Raw genomic sequence first — 20,999 nt, 5'->3', positions numbered from 1 at the left:
TCGTATGCGACAAGATTTAAGGCGCTGGCAGATGCGCGAGCGGACGGCACAGGCGCATGCGGATGTAGACGAGGCCATTGGCGCTCTCGACACGATGGAAAGCTATCGATCCTATCTTGCTTCCCTTTACGCTTTCAGAAAACCGATCGAGGATCGCCTTGCGGAAACAACCTTGCCCGCGGAGCTCGGTCCCTGGCGCCCGCGCATGATCGCCGATGCGATTGCCGGCGACATGACCGATCTTGGCATAGCTGTCCCGGCCGCAACCCGGTTCCCCTTCCCTCTTGATGGCGACGCTCTGTTCGGAACGCTCTATGTCCTGGAAGGATCTTCGCTCGGCGCGCGCGTGCTCTACAAGCGCGCCGAGGCACTGGGCTTGAACGAAAGTTTTGGCGCACGGCACCTTGCCTTGCAAAGCGGCGATATCGAAGGCTGGCGTGGCTTTCTTTCCGTTCTGGAAACGGTCGAGCCTTTTGATCTTGGCAGCGCTGTTGCAGCCAGCAACAAGGCCTTCGCCACCGCCCATGACGCCTTCCTGAAAGCCGTTTGATGACCCAGCCTTACACAGTCGATCTCACGAACTGCGATCGCGAACCCATCCACATTCCGGGCAGCATCCAGCCTCATGGTGTTTTGCTCGCCTTTGACACCAATCTGTCGGTTCTGCTGCGGCATTCCAGCAATGCAGCTGATATGCTGGGTGTGTCGGTTGCCAACGAGATGGCATCGGACGTCCTGCTGGGAGGAGCGCTCGTCCATACGCTGCGCAACGCCGTCGCCACGATGACGGACGCGCGCCGGCCCGTTCTCATCTTCAACGAGACGCTGACGTCAGGCAAGGCATTCGATATTTCGGTTCATCGCCACCGGTCAAACGTCATCGTCGAATTCGAACCCGCCCGCAGTGAAATCGAGTCACCGCTACGGCTCACGCGCTCGCTGATCGGACGCATCAGCAGCATCGAAAACACCGACACGCTTTTCCAGCAGGCCGCCCGGCTTATCCGCGGCATGCTGGGCTACGACCGCGTGATGATCTACCAGTTCGAGCGGGATGGCTCCGGCAAGGTCATCAGCGAGATGAAGCGCGCCGATCTCGAAAGTTTCCTCGGCCAGTATTTCCCCGCGACCGACATTCCGCAGCAGGCGCGAACGCTCTACCTGCGCAACACGATCCGCGTGATTGCCGATTCAAGCTATAAAAGCGTGCCGCTTGAGCCGGTTGTCGATCTGTCGGGCGAGCCGCTGGACCTGAGCTTCAGCCATCTGCGCAGCGTGTCGCCTATTCATTGCGAATATCTTCGCAACATGGGTGTTTCCGCCTCGATGTCGATTTCCATCATCATTGATGGCGAGCTCTGGGGGCTGATCGCCTGCCATCACTATTCGCCGCGCACCATGCCCATGGCGCTGCGCGTCGCCGCGGAGATGTTTGGCGAATTCTTTTCGCTGCATCTTCATGCACTGCGGCAGAAGCGCAAGCTCGATACGGCCGCGCGGGCGCGCAGCTATCTCGATGGCATGCTGCGCCTCGGCAGCACCGGCGATGTCGGCGAATTCCTGCGCGACAACATGCTGGACCTCGGCCAACTGCTCCCGAACGACGGTTTCGGGCTCTATATCGACGGTCGCTGGCATGCCCATGGCGCAACGCCGTCGCCCGCGGAAATTCCGCCACTTGCCCGATTCGTCACCTCGATCTCTGAGGGCCGGATCTGGGCTACCCATTCGCTGTCTCGCCATTTCCCGGAAGCGGAAAACTATTACCAGCTGGCCGCCGGCCTGCTCGCCATCCCCCTCTCGCAACTGCCCCGCGACTACCTCTTCTTCTTCCGCAAGGAACTTGTGCAGACCCTGAACTGGGCCGGCAACCCAAGCAAATCCTATGAGAGCGGCCCGCTGGGAGACCGGCTGACCCCCCGCAAGAGCTTCGCGATCTGGAAGGAATCGGTTCACCGACAGGCGCAACCCTGGACCGACGAGGAACGGGAGGTCGCCGAAGCGAGCCGTGCTTCGCTGGTGGAAGTCGTGCTGCGCCACAACGAAATCATGGCCGAAGAGCGCGCCAAGGCGGATGTGCGCCAGCGCATGCTCAACGAAGAGCTCAATCACCGGGTCAAAAACATTCTTGCCGTCATCAAGTCGCTGGTCGGCCAGCCGATCCACGAGGGTCGTAGCCTGAAGGATTATGTCGGAAGCCTCAAGGGGCGTATCCAGGCCCTTTCCTTTGCCCATGATCAGGTAATCCGGGGGGATGGCGGCGGTGCGCTCGTCGATCTCCTGAATGCAGAACTTACCCCCTATCGCGGCAACGGTGCTACCATCGCGTTTGACGGGCCGGGCATCTCGCTGGATACACGCGCCTTTTCCGTCATGGCCCTGGTGTTGCATGAACTTGCGACGAACGCCGCCAAATATGGCTCCTTGTCCACCGCGGGTGCCGAGCTCTCGATAAGCTGGCAGATCTCTTCCAGCGGCGACTGCATCATCAACTGGCACGAAAGCGGCGGCCCGATCGTCAATCCGCCGGAGCGAACCGGCTTCGGTACCGCGCTGCTCGACCGCAGCATCCCTTACGATCTCGGCGGCGAGAGCGACGTGGACTATGCGCGGGAAGGCCTGCGCGCCCGCTTCCTGCTGCCGGCAAAGCATGTTCGGGTGACGCCTGATGCGCTTGCGTCAAGGGTCGGCCTGACGGCGGAAACCCAGAACCGGCACGCGGCCTTGCTTCCCAACGAAAGCCTGATCCTGCTTCTGGAGGACCAGATGCTGATCGCCATGGATGTGGAGAGCATGCTGAGCGACCGGGGTTTTGCCAACGTGATTGTAACGAACTCGATGAATGAGGCGCTGCTGATCATGCGCAGCCAGACACCGGATGCGGCAATCCTCGACATCAATCTGGGCAAGGACACGTCCATTCCCGTCGCCGAAGAATTGACGCGGCGCGGTATACCGTTCGTGTTTGCAACCGGCTATGGCGAAAGCTCGATCATACCGGAAAGCCTGAACTCCGCGCCCGTGGTCCGAAAGCCCTATGAGATCGAAACCGTGCTCGACGCCCTTTCCACGGCGATTGCCGGCAAGCAGGGTTAGAACCGTATCAGCCGAAAAACGTCTCAAAGAGAAGCTTCAGGTTGAGAACGACGATGATCGCAGCAATCAGCCAAGCAATTGCAGCCACGTATCTGGGAATGGCAAAGGCGCCCATCTTCTTCTTGTCGGATACGAACTGAACAAGCGGGATGACGGCAAAGGGCAGCTGCATCGACAGAACGACCTGGCTGAGGACCAGAAGTTCGGCCGTGCCCTTTTCCCCGTAAAGCCAGGTGACGACGACGACGGGGATGATGGCGATGCCGCGGGTGATGAGCCGCCGTGCCCAGTTCGGCAGGCGCAACCGCAGGAAGCCCTCCATGACGATCTGACCGGCCAGTGTTGCCGTTACCGTCGAGTTGAGGCCGGAGGCGAGCAGCGCAATGGCAAAGAGGGTCGAGGCGATACCCAAGCCAAGCAGCGGCGACAGGAGCTCATAGGCCTGCTCGATCTCCGCGACATCCGTGCGGCCATTGGCGTGGAAGACCGAAGCGGCGAGAATGAGGATGGCTGCATTGATGAACAAAGCCAGCATCAGGGCGATGGTGCTGTCGGCCGTCGCCCACTTGATCGCATCCCGCTTGCCTTCCGTCGTGCGCTCATAGGCGCGTGTCTGGACGATCGACGAATGCAGATAAAGATTGTGCGGCATGACGGTCGCGCCGATGATGCCGATGGCGATGTAGAGCATGGCCGGATTGGTCACGACTTCGGTAGACGGGACGAAGCCGCCGAGCACGCCGGCCAGCGGCGGGGCAGCGGCTGCGATCTGGATGATGAAGCAGGCTGCGATGACGATCAGCAGCGCGATGATGAAAGCTTCGAGAAAACGGAACCCTCTTTGCATCAGAAAGAGGACAAGAAAGGCGTCAAGCGCGGTGATCAGCGCGCCGCCAATCAGCGGGATGCCGAAGAGCAGGTTGAGGGCGATGGCCGTACCGATGACTTCAGCAAGATCGCAGGCGATGATGGCCGCCTCGCAGGCAAGCCACAGCACGAAGTTGACCGGCCGGGGATAGCTGGCGCGACAGGCCTGCGCCAGGTCCATCCCTGTCGCAATACCGAGCCGTGCCGCAAGGGCCTGAAGCACGATGGCCATCAGGTTCGACAGCAGGATGACAGAGAGGAGCGTATAGCCGAACTTTGAACCACCGGCGATATCCGTCGCCCAGTTGCCCGGGTCCATGTAACCCACGGACACCATATAGCCCGGGCCCATGAATGCCAGCATGCGCCGGATCCAGAGGCCACCCTGCGGCACGGCAACGGAGGCATTCACCTCCGGCAGACTTGGCCGCGCATCCTCCTCCGGAGGTGCGAAGCTCCAGTCCCGTTGCGGTGGGAGGGCTGCTTCAGAATTCGACATGCTTCAAATCTCCGGAGGGCGGAATCGGGCGGGTATCTGAAAACTATGACAGGGCTCAACATTATGCAATATGCTATATTGTATCGACGAGGCTTTTTCTCCCGCCCGCGGGGCAGTCGTGGACAAAGGGACAAAGGATTATGAAAACTCACAGCCCATGCTATGAGACATCAACCTCAGACGACCATGCCAAAGGATAAGACTTGCCTCGCCGTTCCGTTCCCCGCCCGCTTCCCGATGCGGACATCCATTCCGAAGGTTTCCGGCAGACCCGCGAAGCCCGGCGTGGCGCATTGGTGGAGGACTATGTCGAGCTGATCGCCGACCTGATCGAGGATGGCAACGAGGCACGGCAGGTGGACATCGCCGCCCGCCTGGGCGTGGCGCAGCCGACAGTCGCCAAGATGCTGGCACGCCTTGCCGCCGAAGGGCTCGTCTCGCGCAAACCCTATCGCGGCGTTTTCCTGACGGAGGCCGGGCAGAAGGTTGCCGAGGAAAGCCGGGCCCGGCACCAGACGGTCGAAGCCTTCCTGCGCTGCCTTGGCGTGAGCCCGGAGACGGCGCGGATCGATGCCGAAGGCATCGAACACCATGTCAGTGAAGAGACACTCCAGGCCTTCCGCGGTTTCATTGCCCGCAAGGGCTGAATATCCGGGTTCCTATCCCAAACGTACGCGGCGGCCGAAACGCTCGCCCGCCAGCACGATCATGCCAGCCGAGAAGATCAACGCTGCCCCAAGAATAACGCCGCTGTTGGGAACATCGCCCCAGATCAGGAAGCCGAAGATAAAGGCCCAGACGAGCGAGGAATATTCGAAAGGCGCAAGCACGGAAACCGGCGCCCGCCGCATGCCCTCGAACATCGCATACTGGCCGAGACCGGCGATCAGCCCCGTTGCCGCCATGAGACCGAGGTCGGCAAGAGACGGCGGCACCCAGTAGACTGTCATCGCCATGCCGGTGAACACGATGAAGAAGCTGCTGGAGATGGTCATCTGTACCAGGGTCCGCTCCTGCAGCGCGGTCTTGCGCAAAAGCACGGTCGAGATCGCCCAGAAGACCGCCGCCTGCAGAGCGAGCAGCACCGGAAGACTGAGCTTCATTCCCGTTCCCATGGGATCGCAGGCGATCAGCACGCCGACGAAGCCGACGAACACGGCAATCCAGCGCAGAAGTGGAACGTCTTCCTTCAGGATCGGCACTGCCAGGATGGTGATGAGGATGGGCGAGGCATAATAGAGCGTCGTCAGTTCCGCGAGCCCGAGATCACGCGCCGCGTTGTAATAGGAAAGCCAGGCGGCGAGCAACAGCAGGTTGCGGATAAACATCGGCTTCAGCACCGGCGAACGCCAGGCATCGGCAACGACCTGGCTCCTGCCGATCGCCAGGCAAAGCCCGAGGATCGTCACGCTTCGCACGAAAAGGATCTGCCAGACAGGCAACGCCACGACCAGCCATTTGACGGAGGCATCCTGCATCGAGAACAGGAAGTAGGAAAACATCGTCAGCAGGATGCCGGACAGCACGGACTTGTTCATGGAAGACCCCCGCGCGGAACCGCGCCACCCTTGCTGATAGCCTGCCGCACGCCGCAGTGAAAGGGGCCGTCTGTGGCGAAAAATCACGATATCAGCGGATCACAGCCCAAGCACGGACAGCATGATGAACGTTGCAAAAAGCACGAAATGGGTCATGCCCTCGATCGCGTTGGTTTCACCATCGTTGAGATTGATGGCCGCAACAATAAGCGTGATGGCGATCATGACGATCTGGACCGGGCTCATCGCCATGATGAAGGGTTGACCGGTATAGAGCGCAATCGCCTCCATCACCGGTACAGTGAGGATAACAGTCGAGAGCGACGCCCCGAGCGCGATATTGACGACAGCCTGCATGCGGTTTGCCAGCGCCGCGCGCATCGCCGTCATGATTTCGGGCGAGGCGGAAATGGCGGCAACCACGATGGCGGCCATCGCCGGTGGGGCGCCGCTGCCCTTCAAGCCCTCCGTCAGCAGGCCCGACATGACCTCCGCCAGCACACCGATGACGATCACGCCCAGCACAAGCATGACAATCGACGCGCTAACAGGTTCGTTTTCCGGCGGAAGATCCGGATTTTCACGGGGAATGCCACGCTTGGGATAGCTGTAGCTAAAGAAGTAGCTATGAGGACCCACCTGCATGCGCAGGAACAACGTATAGAGCATCATCATCGCCGCGATCGTGAAGGCGGAATAGTAATGCCATTTCACTTGCGGCACGAATTCCGGCACCACCATCGATATGCCCATCGCCGTCAGGATCATCACACTATAGGTGCGGCTGGAATCGTCATTATAGGGCTGTTCCCCGTGCTTCAGGCCACCGAGCAGCGCCGCAAGACCGAGAATGCCGTTCACATCCAGCATGACGGCGGAATAGATTGTGTCGCGCACCAGTGTCGGCGAGGTTTCCTTGCTCATCATGATGGCGAGGATGATCACCTCGACGACGACGGCTGAAAGCGTGAGGATCATCGTGCCGTAGGGATCGCCGACCTTGGCTGCCAAAACCTCTGCATGATGAGCAACCCGCATCGAGACGAGCACGATCGCGACGACCAACACAGCCGCGCCCACAAGCGAAACCATCCGGCCGGCCGCAAGCAGATCATGTTCGAACATCAGCCCGGCCATGGCAGCCAGAGCACCAAGGATTAGCAGCAGTTCCGATCTGACTGGAATGAGCAAAAGAAAGACTTCCGACGGTAGGACCAAGACGAAGGCTGACAGCGAGTATAGGGGGCTCGCGGCTCATTTCAATCGACAGCCGGCATACAGCGAAAGAAAGGATTATTTTCCTGTTCACCTTTACTCCCTTCGCTGGTTTCGCTAAACTGTGACCTTCCCAAGGAGAGCGTCCGGCTTGGCGATTGCGGGAGGCACACCGATGTTTTCACATGCCCGAATCTGGAGCGCGATCGATGCGCTGGCCGAGCGACATCAGCTGTCGCCGTCAGGCCTTGCCCGCCGCGCCGGCCTCGACCCGACGTCCTTCAATAAGTCCAAGCGCCATTCGGCGGATGGGCGCGAACGCTGGCCCTCGACCGAATCGATCGCAAAGGTGCTGGATGCGACGGGCTCGACGATCAACCAGTTCATGGATTTCCTGCGGCCCGGACAAGTGGCCGGACAGGTAGCGAGCAATATTCCAGACGGTGTGTTTCCGCCGCAGATCAGCTCGATCCCGCTGCTTGGCTTTGCCCAGGCGGGCGCCGGCGGTTTCTTCGACGATGGCGGTTTTCCAGCAGGCCAGGGCTGGGATGTCGTGGAGTTTCCGGCATCCCCCGATGCCCAGGCCGGTGTCTATGCACTCGAGATCCAGGGAGACAGCATGCTGCCGCTTTACCGGGACGGCGACGTGCTGATCGTCGAACCGGGCGCCCAGACCCGCCGCGGCGACCGGGTGGTGGTCAAGACCAGCGAAGGGGAAGTCATGGCCAAGGTCCTGATGCGCCAGACGGCGCGCAGCATCGAACTTCTGTCACTCAACCCGGAACATCCGAACCGCACTTTCGAGATGAACGAAATCGAATGGATTGCCCGGATCATCTGGGCCAGCCAATAGGACAGTTTTCCTCCATGAAGCGGCAACTCCTGACACTGGCGGGTGGCCTGGGCGCCATCGGCCTTACGGCGCTGATCCTCCTTGCGGGCAATGCCACGATCCAGGGCACGGAGAGCGCGGCAACGCCCGAATTCACGCTCGATACGCCGACGATGGAGGACATGGGAACAGCCGAGGAACAGGACGACGTGCCCGCGCTGCCCGATGCAACAGCACCTACCCCCGACACATCGGTCGAAAGCGAACCCCTGACCTTGGGCACGCCGGATGACGTGACCAGCAAACCGCTTGAGCGTATTGAACCCCGCAAGCCCCTGTCGGAAACAATGACCAAACCAGAACCCGGACCGCAGGTTCTGCGCCATCCCGTGGCGTTATCGGCCGGTACCATTCGCTTCGGCAACGGCACGCTGCAGCTTGAGGGGCTGGGGCCGCAATCGGCTGAACGGCAATGCGGCGAAGGAACTTCGGCTTGGCCATGCGGTACTGTCGCGCGCACGGCATTCCGCAACTTCCTTCGAGCCCGCGCGATGACATGCGCCGTTCCGGACGCCAGCTGGGAGGGAACGGTGACGGCGCGCTGCAGCATCGGTGATATCGATCCGGCGCAATGGCTCGCCGAAAATGGATGGGCTGAACCTGCAGCAAACTCGGCCTTTGCCGACAGCATCAGGACTGCCCAGACGGAGAAGCGCGGCTTTTATGGCGACGATCCGCGCGACGAAATCGTCGAGCCGTTTTTGATGGATGATACGGCGGAACCTGCCGACGCCCTGACCGAGCCGGCGCAATAGAATCTGCGACTTCTCGCAGGCCGACATGTCTCGGGATTGCAATCGACCGCGGATATACCTACGTGGCGTGGCATATCGGAAAGCCATGAGCCGGGAAAGAATAATGAACGCTACGCTTACGCAACACGAAGCCCTCGTCCATGTCATGGTCATGATGTCCGCCGTCGACCGGACCATGACGGATGGCGAGCTTGAGCGTATCGGCCGGCTTTCCCGTTTTCTGCCGGTTTTCGAAGGCTTCGATGACGGGCGACTGGTTGAGATCGCCCGCGACTGTGCACAAATGCTTGGCGGGCCCGAGGGATTGGATATTGCACTCGAACTGGTGCGTGAGGCTCTGCCCGCTCGCCTTTACGATACGGCCTACGCCCTTGCCGTCGAAATCGCGGCGGCCGATCTTGCCCTGCGGCAGGAGGAGATCAGGCTCCTGCAGTTGCTGCGGGACCGGCTCCACCTCGACAAGCTGACCTGTGCTGCAATCGAGCGCGCAGCGATTGCCCGGTTCCGCAAATAGCTGCCTACAGCGGCAAGGCTGTCAGTAGATGCCGGTTGGAAAATAGCGTGTGTAAATCTCGTTCAGCCGGCCGCTGCGGGACAGATTGAGCAGTGCGTGATTGAGCGCCTGGGTCAAGGCGGGATCGGCCTTGCGGTTCAGGATCGCCAGCCCCTCGCCAAGAAACCGCTGCGAGAAATAAGCGCCCTCCATCAGGACGCAGCAGCCGGCAGCCTCAGTCCCTGTCGTCCAGAAGGACAGTTGCATTCCGTCGGAGAAGACGCCTGCGACCTCGCCCTTCTTAAGGGCATCGAGCATGGCCTGGCGGGTTTCGAACGGTTTGATTGCCATCTCAGGAAAGAATGAATGGGCCATGGCGTCATGGCTGGTGCCTGCAACGACGCCGACCGCCTTGCTGGCGAGGGTCGTAAGCGTGGTATCCGCCCCGACCAGGCGGCGGTTGCCGGCAAAGCGCGCCGGCAAAGGCATATAGACACGGGAGAACGAGAAGCGTTGGCGCAACTCCGGCGTAATGCCAAGGCCTGCAATGACCGCTTCCCCCTGATCACCTTCAAGGGCGGACAGAAGATCGCCATAGGCCACAGCCTGGATCTGGCATTTGTCTTCAATCTCGAGATCGCGGCAGATTTCACGCACGAGATCGACATGGAAACCCGAGAGACGCCCGGACTGATCGATGAAATTGAAGGGCGGAAAATCGACCGTCGTCAGAAAGCGCAGCCGCGCCAGAGCGCTCAAATCCGGCTTAGCGATGCGTTCACGACTATCAAACAGCAGCGGCAGATCGGCCGTCGAATTTTCGGCGCCTGACGCCCGGGCGGATTTCGCAACCGAAAGGGATTGCGCCTGTGCAAAAGATGCAACCAAAAGCACGCAACAGGCGAAAAACCCATAAAATTTTAAGGATGCGTAACGGGCGCGCCGCATTAATTTCTTTCCGGGGTCACAATCTTTCAGAGACAAGAAACGCGCCGGGTTCGGCCACGGAGTTTCATGCGCTTCGCAGAATATCCGCACAATTCGGGAATGGCTACCGCAAAGGACAGCGGTACTCCCACTATTGCGACCGAAAGCATGATCGGCCGTGAGGCATCCCCGGCGCTGAAGGAGGAAGGCCGGCTTCTGCTGAAAATGGGGATCGGCAAGCCGACAATCGCACGCGCCTTGCAGCTCGCGATCTCCCACGGCACAACGATCGAGGATGAACTGCTGGCCAGCGGGGCGCTGGATGAGGCGAGTTATTTCGAAGCCCTGTCCGAGCAGCTGGGCCTTACCTTCCTGAAGAACGTAGACCTTACAACGGTGAATGATGGGCGCCTGGGCTGGACACGCAACTCAGCCAACCGGAAACCCTGCTGCTCCAGCCGCCCCTCGCCCGGCCGCTTCAGGTCATGGCACCACGGCTTTCACAGGTTGAAGAGTTGAAACAGCGGCTGCAACGCAGTCCGGAGCTTCGATCCCGGCTGGCGATCTCGACCCGCTCGGAAATCCGCCGCGCTGCCTGGCATGCCGGTCGAACGCGCCGGGTCGGAGAGGCTGCGCGGCGATTGTCCGAAACGATGCCGCTGCACAGCGCCCGCATCATCTTCTGGGGAAGGCAGGGCTTCTATTCGGGCATTGCTGCAGCCGGAATCATTTCCGGCATTCTCACGGCACCCTCCGCGTCGATGTTGATTGCTCACATCCTCTTCAGCCTGCTGTTCCTGTCCAACTTCCTTCTGCGTGTCGTTGCACTCTTTTCCGCGCAGGCGCGCGAACGCCGGCATCGCACCCGGCGGCTACGAAGCCTTCCCAAAGAGCATTCTCTGCCGATCTATTCCGTGCTCGTGGCTCTCTATCGTGAGGAAGCGGTTGTCCCCCAGCTTATCGAAGCATTGAACCGCCTGGACTGGCCGCGCTCGCGGCTCGACATCAAACTCGTCTGCGAAGAATTCGATGCCGGTACGATCACGCTTCTTGAGGCAATGAACCTACCGCCGGAATATGAAATCATCCGGGTTCCGGTTCGCAACCCGCGGACCAAACCGAAAGCATTGACTTACGCGCTCAATGGCGTCCGCGGCAGCCTGCTTGCGGTTTATGACGCCGAGGATCGCCCTGCGCCGGGACAACTGAAGGAGGCACATGCTGCATTCTGCCGGATGAGCCGCCGAACGATCTGCATCCAGGCGCCGCTCGTGATCACCAATGCGGAGCAATCCTGGCTGAGCGGCTTGTTCGCGCTCGAATATTCCGCGCTTTTCCGTAGCCTTTTGCCCATGCTCTCATCTGCAAGGCTGCCGCTACCGCTCGGCGGCACGTCCAACCATTTCCGAACTGCCCCGCTGAAGCAGCTCGGCGGCTGGGATCCTTACAATGTCACGGAAGACGCCGATCTCGGCATGCGGCTCTACCGGATGGGCTACCGGTCGAGAGTCATCTCGCTGCCGACCTTCGAGGATGCCCCGACCGACATCGACATCTGGCTGAAGCAACGTACCCGATGGTTCAAGGGGTGGCTGCAGACCTGGCTGGTGCAGATGCGCAAGCCCCGGCAGCTCAGACAGGAAATGGGCTGGACGGGCTTCCTCGCCTTTCACGTGCTGATCGGCGGCATGCTGTTTTCATCGCTGTGCCACCCCGTCGTGCTCGCCTTCATTGTCTATCTCGGCTGGCTGATGATGGAGCAGAGTAGCCACACGGAGGGTGCTCTCTCCTTCTGGCTGTTTGTCGCCGATATCGTCAACATCTTCGGCAGCTATGTCATCTTCATAGCCCTTGGCCGCGTGCGAATGAGCAGGGAAGAACGCCGCTCGGTTGGATGGCGCTGGATGCTCACGCCTGTCTACTGGCTGGCGCTGTCGCTCGCTGCATGGCGGGCCGTGTTCGAGCTGCGCTTCAAGCCCTTCGTCTGGAACAAGACGCCGCATGTGCCGACGGCCAGGAAATAGGGAGGAAGGCAGAACTGAAGCCAAATACTCAGCTGTCATCGTTTCCAAATTTGAGTTGCTAATGGACTGCCTAAAGCGCACTGTCATCACCTCGACAGCAATTTGTGCGGGCGCTGTCGCTTAGAGGCCGAGATGCCTTCGCCCCAATAAAGGAGGACGTCATGTCTTCCAACCTCAAGCAGATATACGGTTATCAGGACGCGGCCTCTCTGGCCGTCGTCGGCGTAAGTTTTGCCTTCGTCCTCTTTCTCATTCTGGAGCGATGGCTTTGGTAAAAGACCTCGCCGTAGAAGGATTGAAGCGTCTGGAGCGTCATCGCGTTCGCCTGCTGTCGATACTCAAACGTGCGGACTACGCTACCTCCCACCTGAAAGCCGATATCGGCGTGGATAGGGATGAGCAGGATACTGTCATCCGACGGATCATAGCTGGCACGATTCCGTCGGCAGACCGTTTCGCCGCGAAGGCACGACTAAGACGCGAGGCAAAGGCCGCCCTGGCAAACTGGGAAAACGAAGGCGGCGCAGCAAAACCGCCTCGATGAGTTCTCCAGAGGATGTCTGGTTCAGATTGAACCAGACATCCTCTGTATTCTTTTGTTTTCGTTTGTCTTTTCGGGAAAACCGGTTTCCACTTTTCCCTAACAAACTCTAAGTCCCCATAAGCAACGAAAGAGATCCGTTATGATCGCGCAATTAAATCCTGAGCGCACCACCGAGACAAAGATAACTTTCCATCATACCTTCCTTGTCGAGGCGCAGGCTGCCCCGCTGGCGGCGGGATCCTATCGCTTTACCATTGATGAAGAGCAGATTTCCGGCTTGTCGTTTGTCGCTTACAAGACGGTGAGAGCCCAACTCGAAATTCCGTCGCTGGAAACCCGCTCCGCGACACGTCAGATGTTGCAGGTAACGTCGTCCGAAATTGAATTCGCGCTCCTCAGGGATAAGAAGCAGATCAAGAGACAGGATTGAGACATGGAACAGAAAGCGATCCTCGACAAAACCCGCAGACCGAAAGGTCCGTCGGCGATCGGCGACTTTGATCAGGTGAAAGCCGTTGCATTCCGCGTGATCAGCACGCAGAAGGCCGCTGAAGTGGCAAAAACAACCCGCCTGAGGGAACTGCGCGAAACACGCGACAGGAACGCTTGAAAGACGAGCCTTTGGTGACAGCCGTACAGTTTCACGCGTTTCAGCGGAAATGCGACCTGTCCAGCAGAATAGTCGCCTGTCGCTTGGACCTGTAGACGGATTTTGCAATTTCCATGATCCTCGCACGCATTCCATCGAATGCCGCCAGATAAGCGTTTTCGGTCGTGGTGCGCGGCGCCAGTTCTCCGGCAAACACGTCTACGGAGACGAAGCATTTAACCTCGAACATGCCGTCGTAGCCTGTAAAGCGAACGCGCATGTGGGTTTCATCATAGCTGCGGGCAGTATTGGGAAATGAAAGTGACATCGGGGCTCCAGATATTGGGCGGCAGCGCCTACTTCAATGCGAAATAGGCGACGAAGATAAGAGACAAAACCAGCGATGACTTGATCATGATGAGCATCAATGTCCCGGAAAGTGCAGTTCCCTTGTGCATCTCATACACCCTCTTCCGTGGGTGACATCGGTGGCGAAGGTTGAAGAAACCGCCACCAGGCCCCAGGCCCATCAGCCCAGTTATAAACTGCTATCCCGGCCGGCGGGTAAGACGTCACGCGAGCGGCAGGCAAAGGCGCGTTTTGAGAGCCTACCGACAGACCGACAACAATCGGCTCATTTTCGGCACCGAGCTGAAACCGACCCGAAAGAAAAGGCAAGGGCGCGCCATGCAATTCTGCCGCAGCATCGGTCAACGCCGGCGCGGAGCGGCTGATTGATCTGAGCTGCATGGTTTTCAGAAAGTTTTGGTGATGGCTGGAAGACATATCGTCCTCCTTTGTTGAGGCGAGGGCATCTGACCCTCAAGCGGCAGCGCCTGTATAATTTGCTGCCGAAGGCGCGACAATGCGCTTCGGTTCAACCTTTAGCAAGCGGTATGTGGGACGGCGTTCACTAGAGCGGGTAGCGGGAATCGAACCCGCGCGATCAGCTTGGGAAGCTGACAAGCTACCATTACATCATACCCGCAACACCTTGAGGTTTCCACCAACAGCGGCTGGCTGTCAAGAGTGATGGGCACTCAGGAACCGTCTGACCCGACACCTATTCCGAGCGAAAATGCTTGGAGAGTTTCAGACCCTGCGCCTGATAGTTGGACGTGCCGAGCAGGCCATAAAGACCCTCCGGGCGCTCCATCATATGCTCATAGACCAGACGGCCGACGATCTGGCCGTGCTCGAGAATGAAGGGAACCTCGTGGCTGCGCACCTCCAGCACGGCGCGGCTTCCCGTCCCACCAGCAGAGGCATGACCGAAACCGGGGTCGAAGAAGCCGGCGTAATGGACGCGGAACTCGCCGACGAGCGGATCGAACGGCGTCATCTCCGCAGCGTAAAGCGGCGGCACGTGGACTGCTTCGCGCGATACGAGGATGTAGAACTCGTCAGGATCGAGGATCAACTCGTCACGACCGCGGCTGTAGAGCGGCTCCCAGAAATCGAAGATCCCATGCTCCGCCTTCTTGTCGACATCGACGACGGCGGTGTGGTGTTTGCCGCGATAGCCGATCAGACCATCGACGCCCGTACCCTTCAGATCGATCGAAAGCGCGATGCCGGCACCCGAGACATTCGGCGTTTCGCTGGCGACAAGAATATCGCTCTCATGCAGCGCCATCACCTCGGTCTCCGTCAACAGCGCATGGCCGATACGGAAGCGGATCTGCGACAGACGCGAGCCACGGCGCACAATGACCGGAAAGGTCCGCGGGCTGATTTCGAGGTAAAGCGGCCCCTTGTAGCCGGCGGGAATCTTGTCGAATTCCTGGGCGCGATCGGTGATGACGCGGGTAAAAATATCCAGACGACCGGTCGAGCTCTTCGGATTGGCCGAGGCAGACATCACGGCCGGCAGATCGAGGCTTTCTATTAGGGGAACGATATAGACACAGCCCGTCTCCAGCACCGCGCCTTCCGAAAGATCGATCACATGAAGTTTCAGCCGGTCGAGCTTGTCGGCGACGAGATGGCCAGGGCCTGGCATGAAGCTGGCGCGCACGCGAAAGGCTTTCGAGCCGAGACGCAGGTCGAGACTGGCGGGCTGGATCTGATCCGTATCGAGCGCGGCCTCGCTTGCAAGCCGCCCCTCGTCGAAGAGAGCGGCGATCGCCCGGTCCGCCAATATTCCTGTTTCGCGCGCCATGAACATTCCATTAGGTTTCCCTTCAGAGAAACCAAACCTGGGGAATTGACGCAAGCCGGGAACGGCAGTATTGCAGCTTTATCCCGTGGTGATTTGGCCGGTCGGCTTGCAGCCACGTTAAATAAGTAGCTAAAAAGGCCGGGTCTCGGACCGGCTTGCTTTTGCGGCCGGTTTTTTTGTTTTGAAAGAGACGAATGATGAGCAAAAACTGGCGCCCGGCAACGCAGCTCGTTCATGGTGGAACCACCCGGTCGAACCACGGCGAAACCTCTGAAGCCATCTTCCTGACCCAAGGCTTCGTGTACGACAGCTCGGAAGCGGCTGAGGCACGCTTCAAGGGCGAGACCGACGGGTTCATCTACGCCCGCTACGGCAGCCCGACCAACGACATGTTCGAAAAGCGCATGTGCATGCTGGAAGGCGCCGAGGACGCCCGCGCCACGGCGTCCGGCATGGCCGCTGTCTCTGCCGCAATCCTCTGCCAGGTCAAGGCCGGTGATCATATCGTCGCGGCTCGCGCCCTCTTCGGCTCCTGCCGCTATGTCGTTGAGACGCTGGCGCCCAGATATGGCGTTGAATGCACGCTGGTCGATGGCCGCGATCTCGCCAACTGGGAAGCTGCCGTTCGCCCGAATACCAAGGTCTTATTCCTGGAAAGCCCGACCAACCCGACGCTCGAAGTCGTCGATATCGAAGGTGTTGCCAAGATCGCCAATGCGATCGGCGCGACGGTCGTCGTCGACAACGTGTTTGCGACACCGCTTTTTCAGAAACCACTGGAACTCGGCGCCCATGTCGTCGTCTATTCGGCCACCAAGCATATCGATGGCCAGGGCCGCTGCCTCGGCGGGGTCGTGTTGTCGAGCAAAGACTGGATCAACGAGAACCTGCACGACTACTTCCGCCACACCGGCCCGGCACTCTCGCCGTTCAACGCCTGGACGCTCCTGAAGGGCATCGAGACGCTGCCGCTGCGCGTTCGCCAGCAGACGGAGAATGCAGCCCGCATCGCCGATTTCCTTGCCGAGCAGCCGCAGATAGCGAAGGTGATCTATCCGGGCCGCAAGGACCATCCGCAGGCTGATATCATCGCGCGCCAGATGACCGGCGGCTCAACGCTCGTCTGCTTCGAGATGAAGGGTGGCAAGGAAGCAGCCTTCGCGCTTCAAAACGCGCTCGATATCACCGTGATTTCCAACAACCTTGGCGACTCCAAGAGCCTGATCACCCATCCGGCAACCACGACGCACAAGAACCTTTCTGACGAGGCGCGCACCGAGCTTGGAATTTCCCCAGGCACAGTCCGCTTCTCCGCTGGCATCGAAGATAGCGCCGATCTGCTTGAAGACTTCGCGCAGGCCTTGCGGTCAGTCAAGGCGTAAGCAGATACAGCTGCTCCTTCGAGGGATTCGTGAAACGCCCGCATTCTTGCGGGCGTTTTCATGTGCGTCTTACCGACGTTCTGCTTTGCCGCGGAACCATTGAGACCAGCTTCTCGTTTGATGAGAGGAGATATTTCAAACAGGAGGCTCACATGCACGTTGTCGGCACACAGGTCATTCCCGAACAGGGTGGCAAGATGGGATTTACGGTTGAATTCGTCGGCGATCATGGCGAGGTCGTATCCGTCACCATGCCCACCGGCGCTGATGATAGTCTCAATCGGCTGAATGCGATCGAAAAGGCCAAATCCGTCCTGATGGACACCGCCAATTCCGGCGGCGACAAGGAAGGTGGCGCAGAAGAAGCCATGAAAGCTCGTCGCAGCGCACGCGCTGCAGGCGATACCGGCACCATGGAGGAGCAACTCGACGAGGGGCTCGAAGGCACTTTTCCAGCCAGCGATCCTGTCTCGATAACGGCCTCGACAATTCCGACGGACCGGACACACTGACCGAACCACCATTGGCATGCGGAAATGAGCTGATTTTACGGTAAGTCCGTTGATCCCGAGCAGAAAGCAGGCATGCTGCATATGCTCGTGGAATTCGAACGCTCCGAGTAATTTTAAGGCCCTTGCCGATCTCGGCGAGGGCCTTTTTGCAATCTTAAGGAAGCCGGGCTTACAGATCCGGGATGTGAGGTATTGCTCAGCGGAGCCGCATCAGAGCGTCGTTGCGGCATTTTCAGGCGTGGCCAGCGGAACGTCGTTTGCCAGCGAATTGTTGGCATATTTTACGACGAGAATACTGAGGATCGATCCAAGCAGGACGATGAAAATCGGGCGCATGTTTAAAACCTTGTTAATCAAGGTGACAACGGTTGGCCCTACCCTAAGGTTCCCCCATCGCGTTCGAGACAAAACCCGGTACGGCACGTTTTGCCACTGCCGGGTTCGCGTCGCGTTTCCTCATTTCGCAGGAATGTAGCGCAGGGTTCCCGCGCGTCGGGGACCTGCCGAGCCCTGGGTATCCATTGGATGATTGATACCGTCATTGACGGGTAGCTCTCCGAAGTCGAAAGGGCTCACTCCCTCAAGACACGCAGCATTGACCCCATAGAAATCCGGGTTGGAGCGCGGTTTGTGGAACGTGTAGATGCCGCATGTCGAGCAAAAATAATGCTCTGCGGCCCTGGTGTTGAACTGGTACCTGGTGAGCGTCTCGCCACCTGCGAGCACGGTAATTCCGTCCTTTGCCGCGGAGACCGCCACGGCGCCTTTCAGCTGACAATAGGAGCAGGTGCAGCGCCGAGCCGTACGCAGACCATCCTTCAGTTTTACATTGAACATAACGGTGCCGCAGTGGCAGGCTCCGTTGAGTTCCTGGACGTCGAGATTCATGGCAGACCATCCGATTGTTCATGGCGATGTTCTGTTTCCATAGAGACCACAACGACAAGGCTCAAGGGCTCATAGATTTGTAGCCGAGGGGAATTCGCTGGCGGGCGACGAATAACTCCGCGCAGAAGTGACGCGAATGGCGCCGCTTACGGACGAAACGACCGTTGAGGTGCGATCGGCATGCCAATTCTTTGCAGCAGATAGCGGTATCGCTTGGAGGCCCCGAACCATCTGAATGTCCGTGACGTCGCAGATCTTTCAGATTGAGCAGCCGCAATGGGTGACGCCGGCGAACGTGTTACTCAGTCGCCAGTTCTGCGGGATCATGAGATCCACAGACGGTGAACGAACGTCGCTCGACGGCGATATCAGCGGCCAGTCATTTCTTGAGGCACTTGGTGCCCATTGCCATTGCCTTGTAAGTCCCCTTCAGGTCGACGACAAAGGTTCCCTTGGTTTCTGGAAACACGATCATCTCGTATTTCTTCGCCACGTCGCGCTTGAAATTCGGGTCATCCGTCAAGATGTAACCGCCAGAATATCCGCCCTTGAGTTCGCCGTGAGTGCTGGTGGCAACACCAGCATAGAGGTGGCCGCCCATGGAGACGAAGATTTCCGACTTGGCATTATCCTGAAAGCCGATATCCACTTTTGTGAACACACCAAGATATCCCACCTCCTGGTTGGCGGTAACGCCCATTTGCACCGACCCCAGGCCGAAGTCCCTCACGATCAAGCAATCCCCGCGGGTTTGATTTGCATAGACGGTCCAGCCTTCGACCTCCCCATATTTGACAAGCACATCACTCGCCTTGGGGACCGGATTTTCTGCGTAGGCTGCCGTCGCAGACAGAAGCACTACCGACGTCGCAGCGATGAGTGTCACGAAGTTTTTCATTGATATCCCCTTTTGGTGTGCTGGCTGAATTGCTCCGTGGCCATGGTGGCGCGATCCACCGCGATAGCCCGAAAAATCAGCGTCAGAAAAATATCCAAATGCGAGGTGGTCGTGAAAGCCTATGGGCACTGCTCTGTTGGATTGGCGTACCCCGATACCGGATTGGGTGCCTGGAACCTCCATCCCAATCACCCCGATCGATATCGAACGGGATCATATATACACTTTCTAAATAAGAAAAACGGAATTGATGGCGATTTCAAAAAAGAAAATACACCCAATCCAAGGGTATCCACAATCCCGAAACTACCCCGCCCGCCCCGATCGCCAGCTAGCAGCGTCGTGGTGCTGAAAAAGACACCCGCCGTAACGTGTTCATTTTGTTGAAAAATTATGGTGCCGCTTGCAGGACTCGAACCTGCGACCCCATCATTACGAATGATGTGCTCTACCACCTGAGCTAAAGCGGCTCAAAGCGTTCGCGGACACGTCCTGCGAACGAATGTGAGGCGCTGATACAAGCAAACTTTCCGGAATTCAAGCCCGGATTTTGATCAGTGCCCTCTGTAGCGTGGAAAAAGAACCGCAAGCCTTAAAGGGCAAGGCGCCTGCGGGCGGCCGTGTATTCGCTTTCCAGCCGTTCGACGAGCGTGGCGACAGGCGTTATGGCCTTGACGGCGCCGATGCCCTGGCCGCTGCCCCAGATATCCTTCCAGGCCTTTGCACCGCTAGTGGCGGTTTCAAAATCCATTTTCGACGGATCTGCTTCCGGCAACGCTACGGGGTCCATTCCAGCGGCCTCGATGGAGCCCTTCAGATAGTTGCCGTGAATTCCGGTAAAGAAGTTGGAATAGACGATATCGGCAGCACTGCTATCCACAATCATCTGCTTGTAGGCATCACTGGCGCGGGCTTCGTTGGTGGCAATGAAGGGCGAGCCTATATAGGCCATGTCGGCGCCCATCGCTTGCGCCGCAAGGACCGCGCCCCCGGTTGCGATTGCGCCCGAAAGCAGAAGCGGCCCGTCGAACCAGCTGCGGATTTCCTGGATGAGGGCAAACGGAGAAAGCGTGCCGGCATGACCGCCTGCGCCGGCGGCAACGGCGATAAGGCCGTCAGCCCCCTTGCGAATGGCGGAGTTGGCGTGGCGATTGTTGATCACGTCATGCAGCACGATCCCACCATAGGAATGGATCGCGGCATTGACCTCCGGAACAGCACCCAGCGACGAGATCACGATCGGCACCTTGTATTTGACGCACAGCATCAGATCCTGTTCCAGCCGCGCATTCGACTTGTGCACGATCTGGTTGACGGCAAACGGTGCCGCAGGGCGGGTGGGGTTCTTCGTGTTGTAGGCGCCAAGATCTTCCGTAATCTCCGCCAGCCACTCATCCAGCTGAGAGTGTGGACGAGCATTCAGAGCGGGAAAGGAACCCACGACGCCGGCCTTGCATTGTGCGAGCGTCAGGGCAGGATGCGAGATGATGAAGAGAGGGGCAGCAACGACCGGCAGGCGTGTCGTTCCGCTGAGAATGGCTGGCAGGGACATCGAATTTTTCCTCCTTCATCAATTTTGACGTTTGCGTAAACGTAAGATTTTGTAGCAGCGCGACAGGCTTTTGCCTAGATGCCCAAGGGCAAATGGATCGTCAAATGCCGGGGATTATCGAAACCCTCCACGAGGGTTGGCGCCGTCGAGACTTGCGGATTGGGTCG

General features: G+C 59.1%; 24 protein-coding genes, 2 tRNA genes and 1 riboswitch. Of the genes, 13 read left to right on the top strand and 13 right to left on the bottom strand.

Annotation, left to right across the window (positions count from 1 at the left end; translation table 11 throughout):
• The first annotated feature begins 31 nt into the window (after positions 1-31).
• Entirely contained in the window at positions 32-550 is a 519-nt protein-coding gene (locus tag QO002_RS04965) for a biliverdin-producing heme oxygenase (protein ID WP_307227285.1), read from the top strand.
• The gene (locus tag QO002_RS04960) at positions 547-3,096 is read left to right on the top strand and encodes an HWE histidine kinase domain-containing protein (protein ID WP_370878452.1); all 2,550 of its coding nucleotides are present in this window, start codon (positions 547-549) and stop codon (positions 3,094-3,096) included. Before QO002_RS04965 ends, QO002_RS04960 begins: the two co-directional genes overlap by 4 nt.
• Before the next feature lie 7 nt (positions 3,097-3,103).
• Here the strand turns inward: QO002_RS04960 and QO002_RS04955 are convergent, their stop codons facing one another.
• Positions 3,104-4,462: an Nramp family divalent metal transporter gene (locus QO002_RS04955; protein ID WP_307227280.1), complete on the bottom strand. Its 1,359-nt coding sequence runs from the start codon at positions 4,460-4,462 to the stop codon at positions 3,104-3,106.
• Positions 4,463-4,665: 203 nt separating this feature from the next.
• Between QO002_RS04955 and mntR the strand changes: the two genes are divergently transcribed.
• Positions 4,666-5,109, top strand: a complete 444-nt coding sequence (mntR, locus tag QO002_RS04950; RefSeq protein ID WP_307227277.1) for a manganese-binding transcriptional regulator MntR — start codon at positions 4,666-4,668, stop codon at positions 5,107-5,109.
• A 12-nt stretch (positions 5,110-5,121) separates the two neighbouring features.
• Here the strand turns inward: mntR and QO002_RS04945 are convergent, their stop codons facing one another.
• Together QO002_RS04945 and QO002_RS04940 are read right to left on the bottom strand one after the other, a co-directional pair.
• A complete protein-coding gene (locus tag QO002_RS04945) occupies positions 5,122-6,000 on the bottom strand; it encodes a DMT family transporter (protein ID WP_307227274.1) in 879 nt (292 codons plus the stop codon).
• A 99-nt stretch (positions 6,001-6,099) separates the two neighbouring features.
• On the bottom strand, positions 6,100-7,191 hold the full coding sequence (locus tag QO002_RS04940) for a calcium:cation antiporter (RefSeq protein WP_307227272.1): 1,092 nt from the start codon (positions 7,189-7,191) through the stop codon (positions 6,100-6,102).
• A gap of 199 nt (positions 7,192-7,390) precedes the next feature.
• Between QO002_RS04940 and QO002_RS04935 the strand changes: the two genes are divergently transcribed.
• From QO002_RS04935 to QO002_RS04925, 3 genes are all read left to right on the top strand, one after another.
• On the top strand, positions 7,391-8,068 hold the full coding sequence (locus QO002_RS04935; protein ID WP_307227270.1) for a S24 family peptidase: 678 nt from the start codon (positions 7,391-7,393) through the stop codon (positions 8,066-8,068).
• 14 nt (positions 8,069-8,082) lie between these two features.
• A complete protein-coding gene (locus tag QO002_RS04930; RefSeq protein WP_307227267.1) occupies positions 8,083-8,862 on the top strand; it encodes a thermonuclease family protein in 780 nt (259 codons plus the stop codon).
• A 103-nt stretch (positions 8,863-8,965) separates the two neighbouring features.
• Positions 8,966-9,376 carry a tellurite resistance TerB family protein gene (locus QO002_RS04925; RefSeq protein ID WP_307227265.1) on the top strand — a complete coding sequence of 137 codons (411 nt, stop codon included), beginning with the start codon at positions 8,966-8,968 and terminating at the stop codon, positions 9,374-9,376.
• A 21-nt stretch (positions 9,377-9,397) separates the two neighbouring features.
• On the opposite strand, the gene QO002_RS04920 is transcribed toward QO002_RS04925, so the two are convergent.
• Complete coding sequence (locus tag QO002_RS04920) at positions 9,398-10,303, bottom strand: transporter substrate-binding domain-containing protein (protein ID WP_307227263.1); 906 nt, start codon at positions 10,301-10,303, stop codon at positions 9,398-9,400.
• Between the two features lie 66 nt (positions 10,304-10,369).
• On the opposite strand from QO002_RS04920, the gene QO002_RS04915 reads away from it, so the two are divergent.
• The 5 genes from QO002_RS04915 (at position 10,370) to QO002_RS04895 (ending at position 13,460) form a co-directional block, all read left to right on the top strand.
• Complete coding sequence (locus QO002_RS04915) at positions 10,370-10,801, top strand: hypothetical protein (protein ID WP_307227261.1); 432 nt, start codon at positions 10,370-10,372, stop codon at positions 10,799-10,801.
• Positions 10,798-12,306 carry a glycosyltransferase family 2 protein gene (locus QO002_RS04910; protein WP_307227259.1) on the top strand — a complete coding sequence of 503 codons (1,509 nt, stop codon included), beginning with the start codon at positions 10,798-10,800 and terminating at the stop codon, positions 12,304-12,306. Before QO002_RS04915 ends, QO002_RS04910 begins: the two co-directional genes overlap by 4 nt.
• A gap of 262 nt (positions 12,307-12,568) precedes the next feature.
• Entirely contained in the window at positions 12,569-12,850 is a 282-nt protein-coding gene (locus tag QO002_RS04905) for a hypothetical protein (RefSeq protein WP_307227257.1), read from the top strand.
• 139 nt (positions 12,851-12,989) lie between these two features.
• On the top strand, positions 12,990-13,280 hold the full coding sequence (locus tag QO002_RS04900) for a hypothetical protein (protein WP_307227255.1): 291 nt from the start codon (positions 12,990-12,992) through the stop codon (positions 13,278-13,280).
• Between the two features lie 3 nt (positions 13,281-13,283).
• The gene (locus QO002_RS04895; protein WP_307227253.1) at positions 13,284-13,460 is read left to right on the top strand and encodes a hypothetical protein; all 177 of its coding nucleotides are present in this window, start codon (positions 13,284-13,286) and stop codon (positions 13,458-13,460) included.
• A 40-nt stretch (positions 13,461-13,500) separates the two neighbouring features.
• Here the strand turns inward: QO002_RS04895 and QO002_RS04890 are convergent, their stop codons facing one another.
• The 4 genes from QO002_RS04890 to QO002_RS04875 all read right to left on the bottom strand — a co-directional run bounded on the left by QO002_RS04890 (position 13,501) and on the right by QO002_RS04875 (position 15,600).
• Entirely contained in the window at positions 13,501-13,767 is a 267-nt protein-coding gene (locus QO002_RS04890; protein ID WP_307227251.1) for a DUF1488 family protein, read from the bottom strand.
• A gap of 131 nt (positions 13,768-13,898) precedes the next feature.
• Entirely contained in the window at positions 13,899-14,225 is a 327-nt protein-coding gene (locus QO002_RS04885) for a hypothetical protein (protein ID WP_307227249.1), read from the bottom strand.
• Between the two features lie 131 nt (positions 14,226-14,356).
• A tRNA-Gly gene (locus tag QO002_RS04880) sits at positions 14,357-14,427 on the bottom strand.
• A 75-nt stretch (positions 14,428-14,502) separates the two neighbouring features.
• Entirely contained in the window at positions 14,503-15,600 is a 1,098-nt protein-coding gene (locus QO002_RS04875; RefSeq protein ID WP_307227247.1) for a 2'-deoxycytidine 5'-triphosphate deaminase, read from the bottom strand.
• A gap of 75 nt (positions 15,601-15,675) precedes the next feature.
• A riboswitch (SAM riboswitch) is annotated at positions 15,676-15,754 on the top strand.
• Positions 15,755-15,797: 43 nt separating this feature from the next.
• On the opposite strand from QO002_RS04875, the gene QO002_RS04870 reads away from it, so the two are divergent.
• Both QO002_RS04870 and QO002_RS04865 read left to right on the top strand, forming a co-directional pair.
• Positions 15,798-16,982 carry an O-succinylhomoserine sulfhydrylase gene (locus tag QO002_RS04870; RefSeq protein ID WP_307233160.1) on the top strand — a complete coding sequence of 395 codons (1,185 nt, stop codon included), beginning with the start codon at positions 15,798-15,800 and terminating at the stop codon, positions 16,980-16,982.
• A gap of 152 nt (positions 16,983-17,134) precedes the next feature.
• Complete coding sequence (locus tag QO002_RS04865; RefSeq protein ID WP_307227245.1) at positions 17,135-17,494, top strand: hypothetical protein; 360 nt, start codon at positions 17,135-17,137, stop codon at positions 17,492-17,494.
• A gap of 210 nt (positions 17,495-17,704) precedes the next feature.
• Here QO002_RS04865 and QO002_RS04860 read toward each other — a convergent pair whose 3' ends face one another.
• From QO002_RS04860 to QO002_RS04840, 5 genes are all read right to left on the bottom strand, one after another.
• Positions 17,705-17,830, bottom strand: coding sequence for a hypothetical protein (locus QO002_RS04860; RefSeq protein WP_307227243.1), 126 nt, complete (start codon positions 17,828-17,830; stop codon positions 17,705-17,707).
• A gap of 120 nt (positions 17,831-17,950) precedes the next feature.
• Positions 17,951-18,382, bottom strand: coding sequence for a GFA family protein (locus tag QO002_RS04855; protein ID WP_307227241.1), 432 nt, complete (start codon positions 18,380-18,382; stop codon positions 17,951-17,953).
• A 379-nt stretch (positions 18,383-18,761) separates the two neighbouring features.
• A complete protein-coding gene (locus tag QO002_RS04850) occupies positions 18,762-19,280 on the bottom strand; it encodes a hypothetical protein (protein ID WP_307227239.1) in 519 nt (172 codons plus the stop codon).
• A gap of 394 nt (positions 19,281-19,674) precedes the next feature.
• Positions 19,675-19,750: transfer RNA gene (locus tag QO002_RS04845), tRNA-Thr, on the bottom strand.
• A 122-nt stretch (positions 19,751-19,872) separates the two neighbouring features.
• Entirely contained in the window at positions 19,873-20,832 is a 960-nt protein-coding gene (locus tag QO002_RS04840) for an NAD(P)H-dependent flavin oxidoreductase (RefSeq protein ID WP_307227237.1), read from the bottom strand.
• Positions 20,833-20,999: the final 167 nt, after the last annotated feature.

Origin of the sequence: Pararhizobium capsulatum DSM 1112 (assembly GCF_030814475.1) — a bacterium.
Lineage (GTDB): Bacteria > Pseudomonadota > Alphaproteobacteria > Rhizobiales > Rhizobiaceae > Pararhizobium > Pararhizobium capsulatum.
Note: the sequence above shows the minus strand (reverse complement) of the source record. Positions and strands in the feature narration are given on the sequence as shown.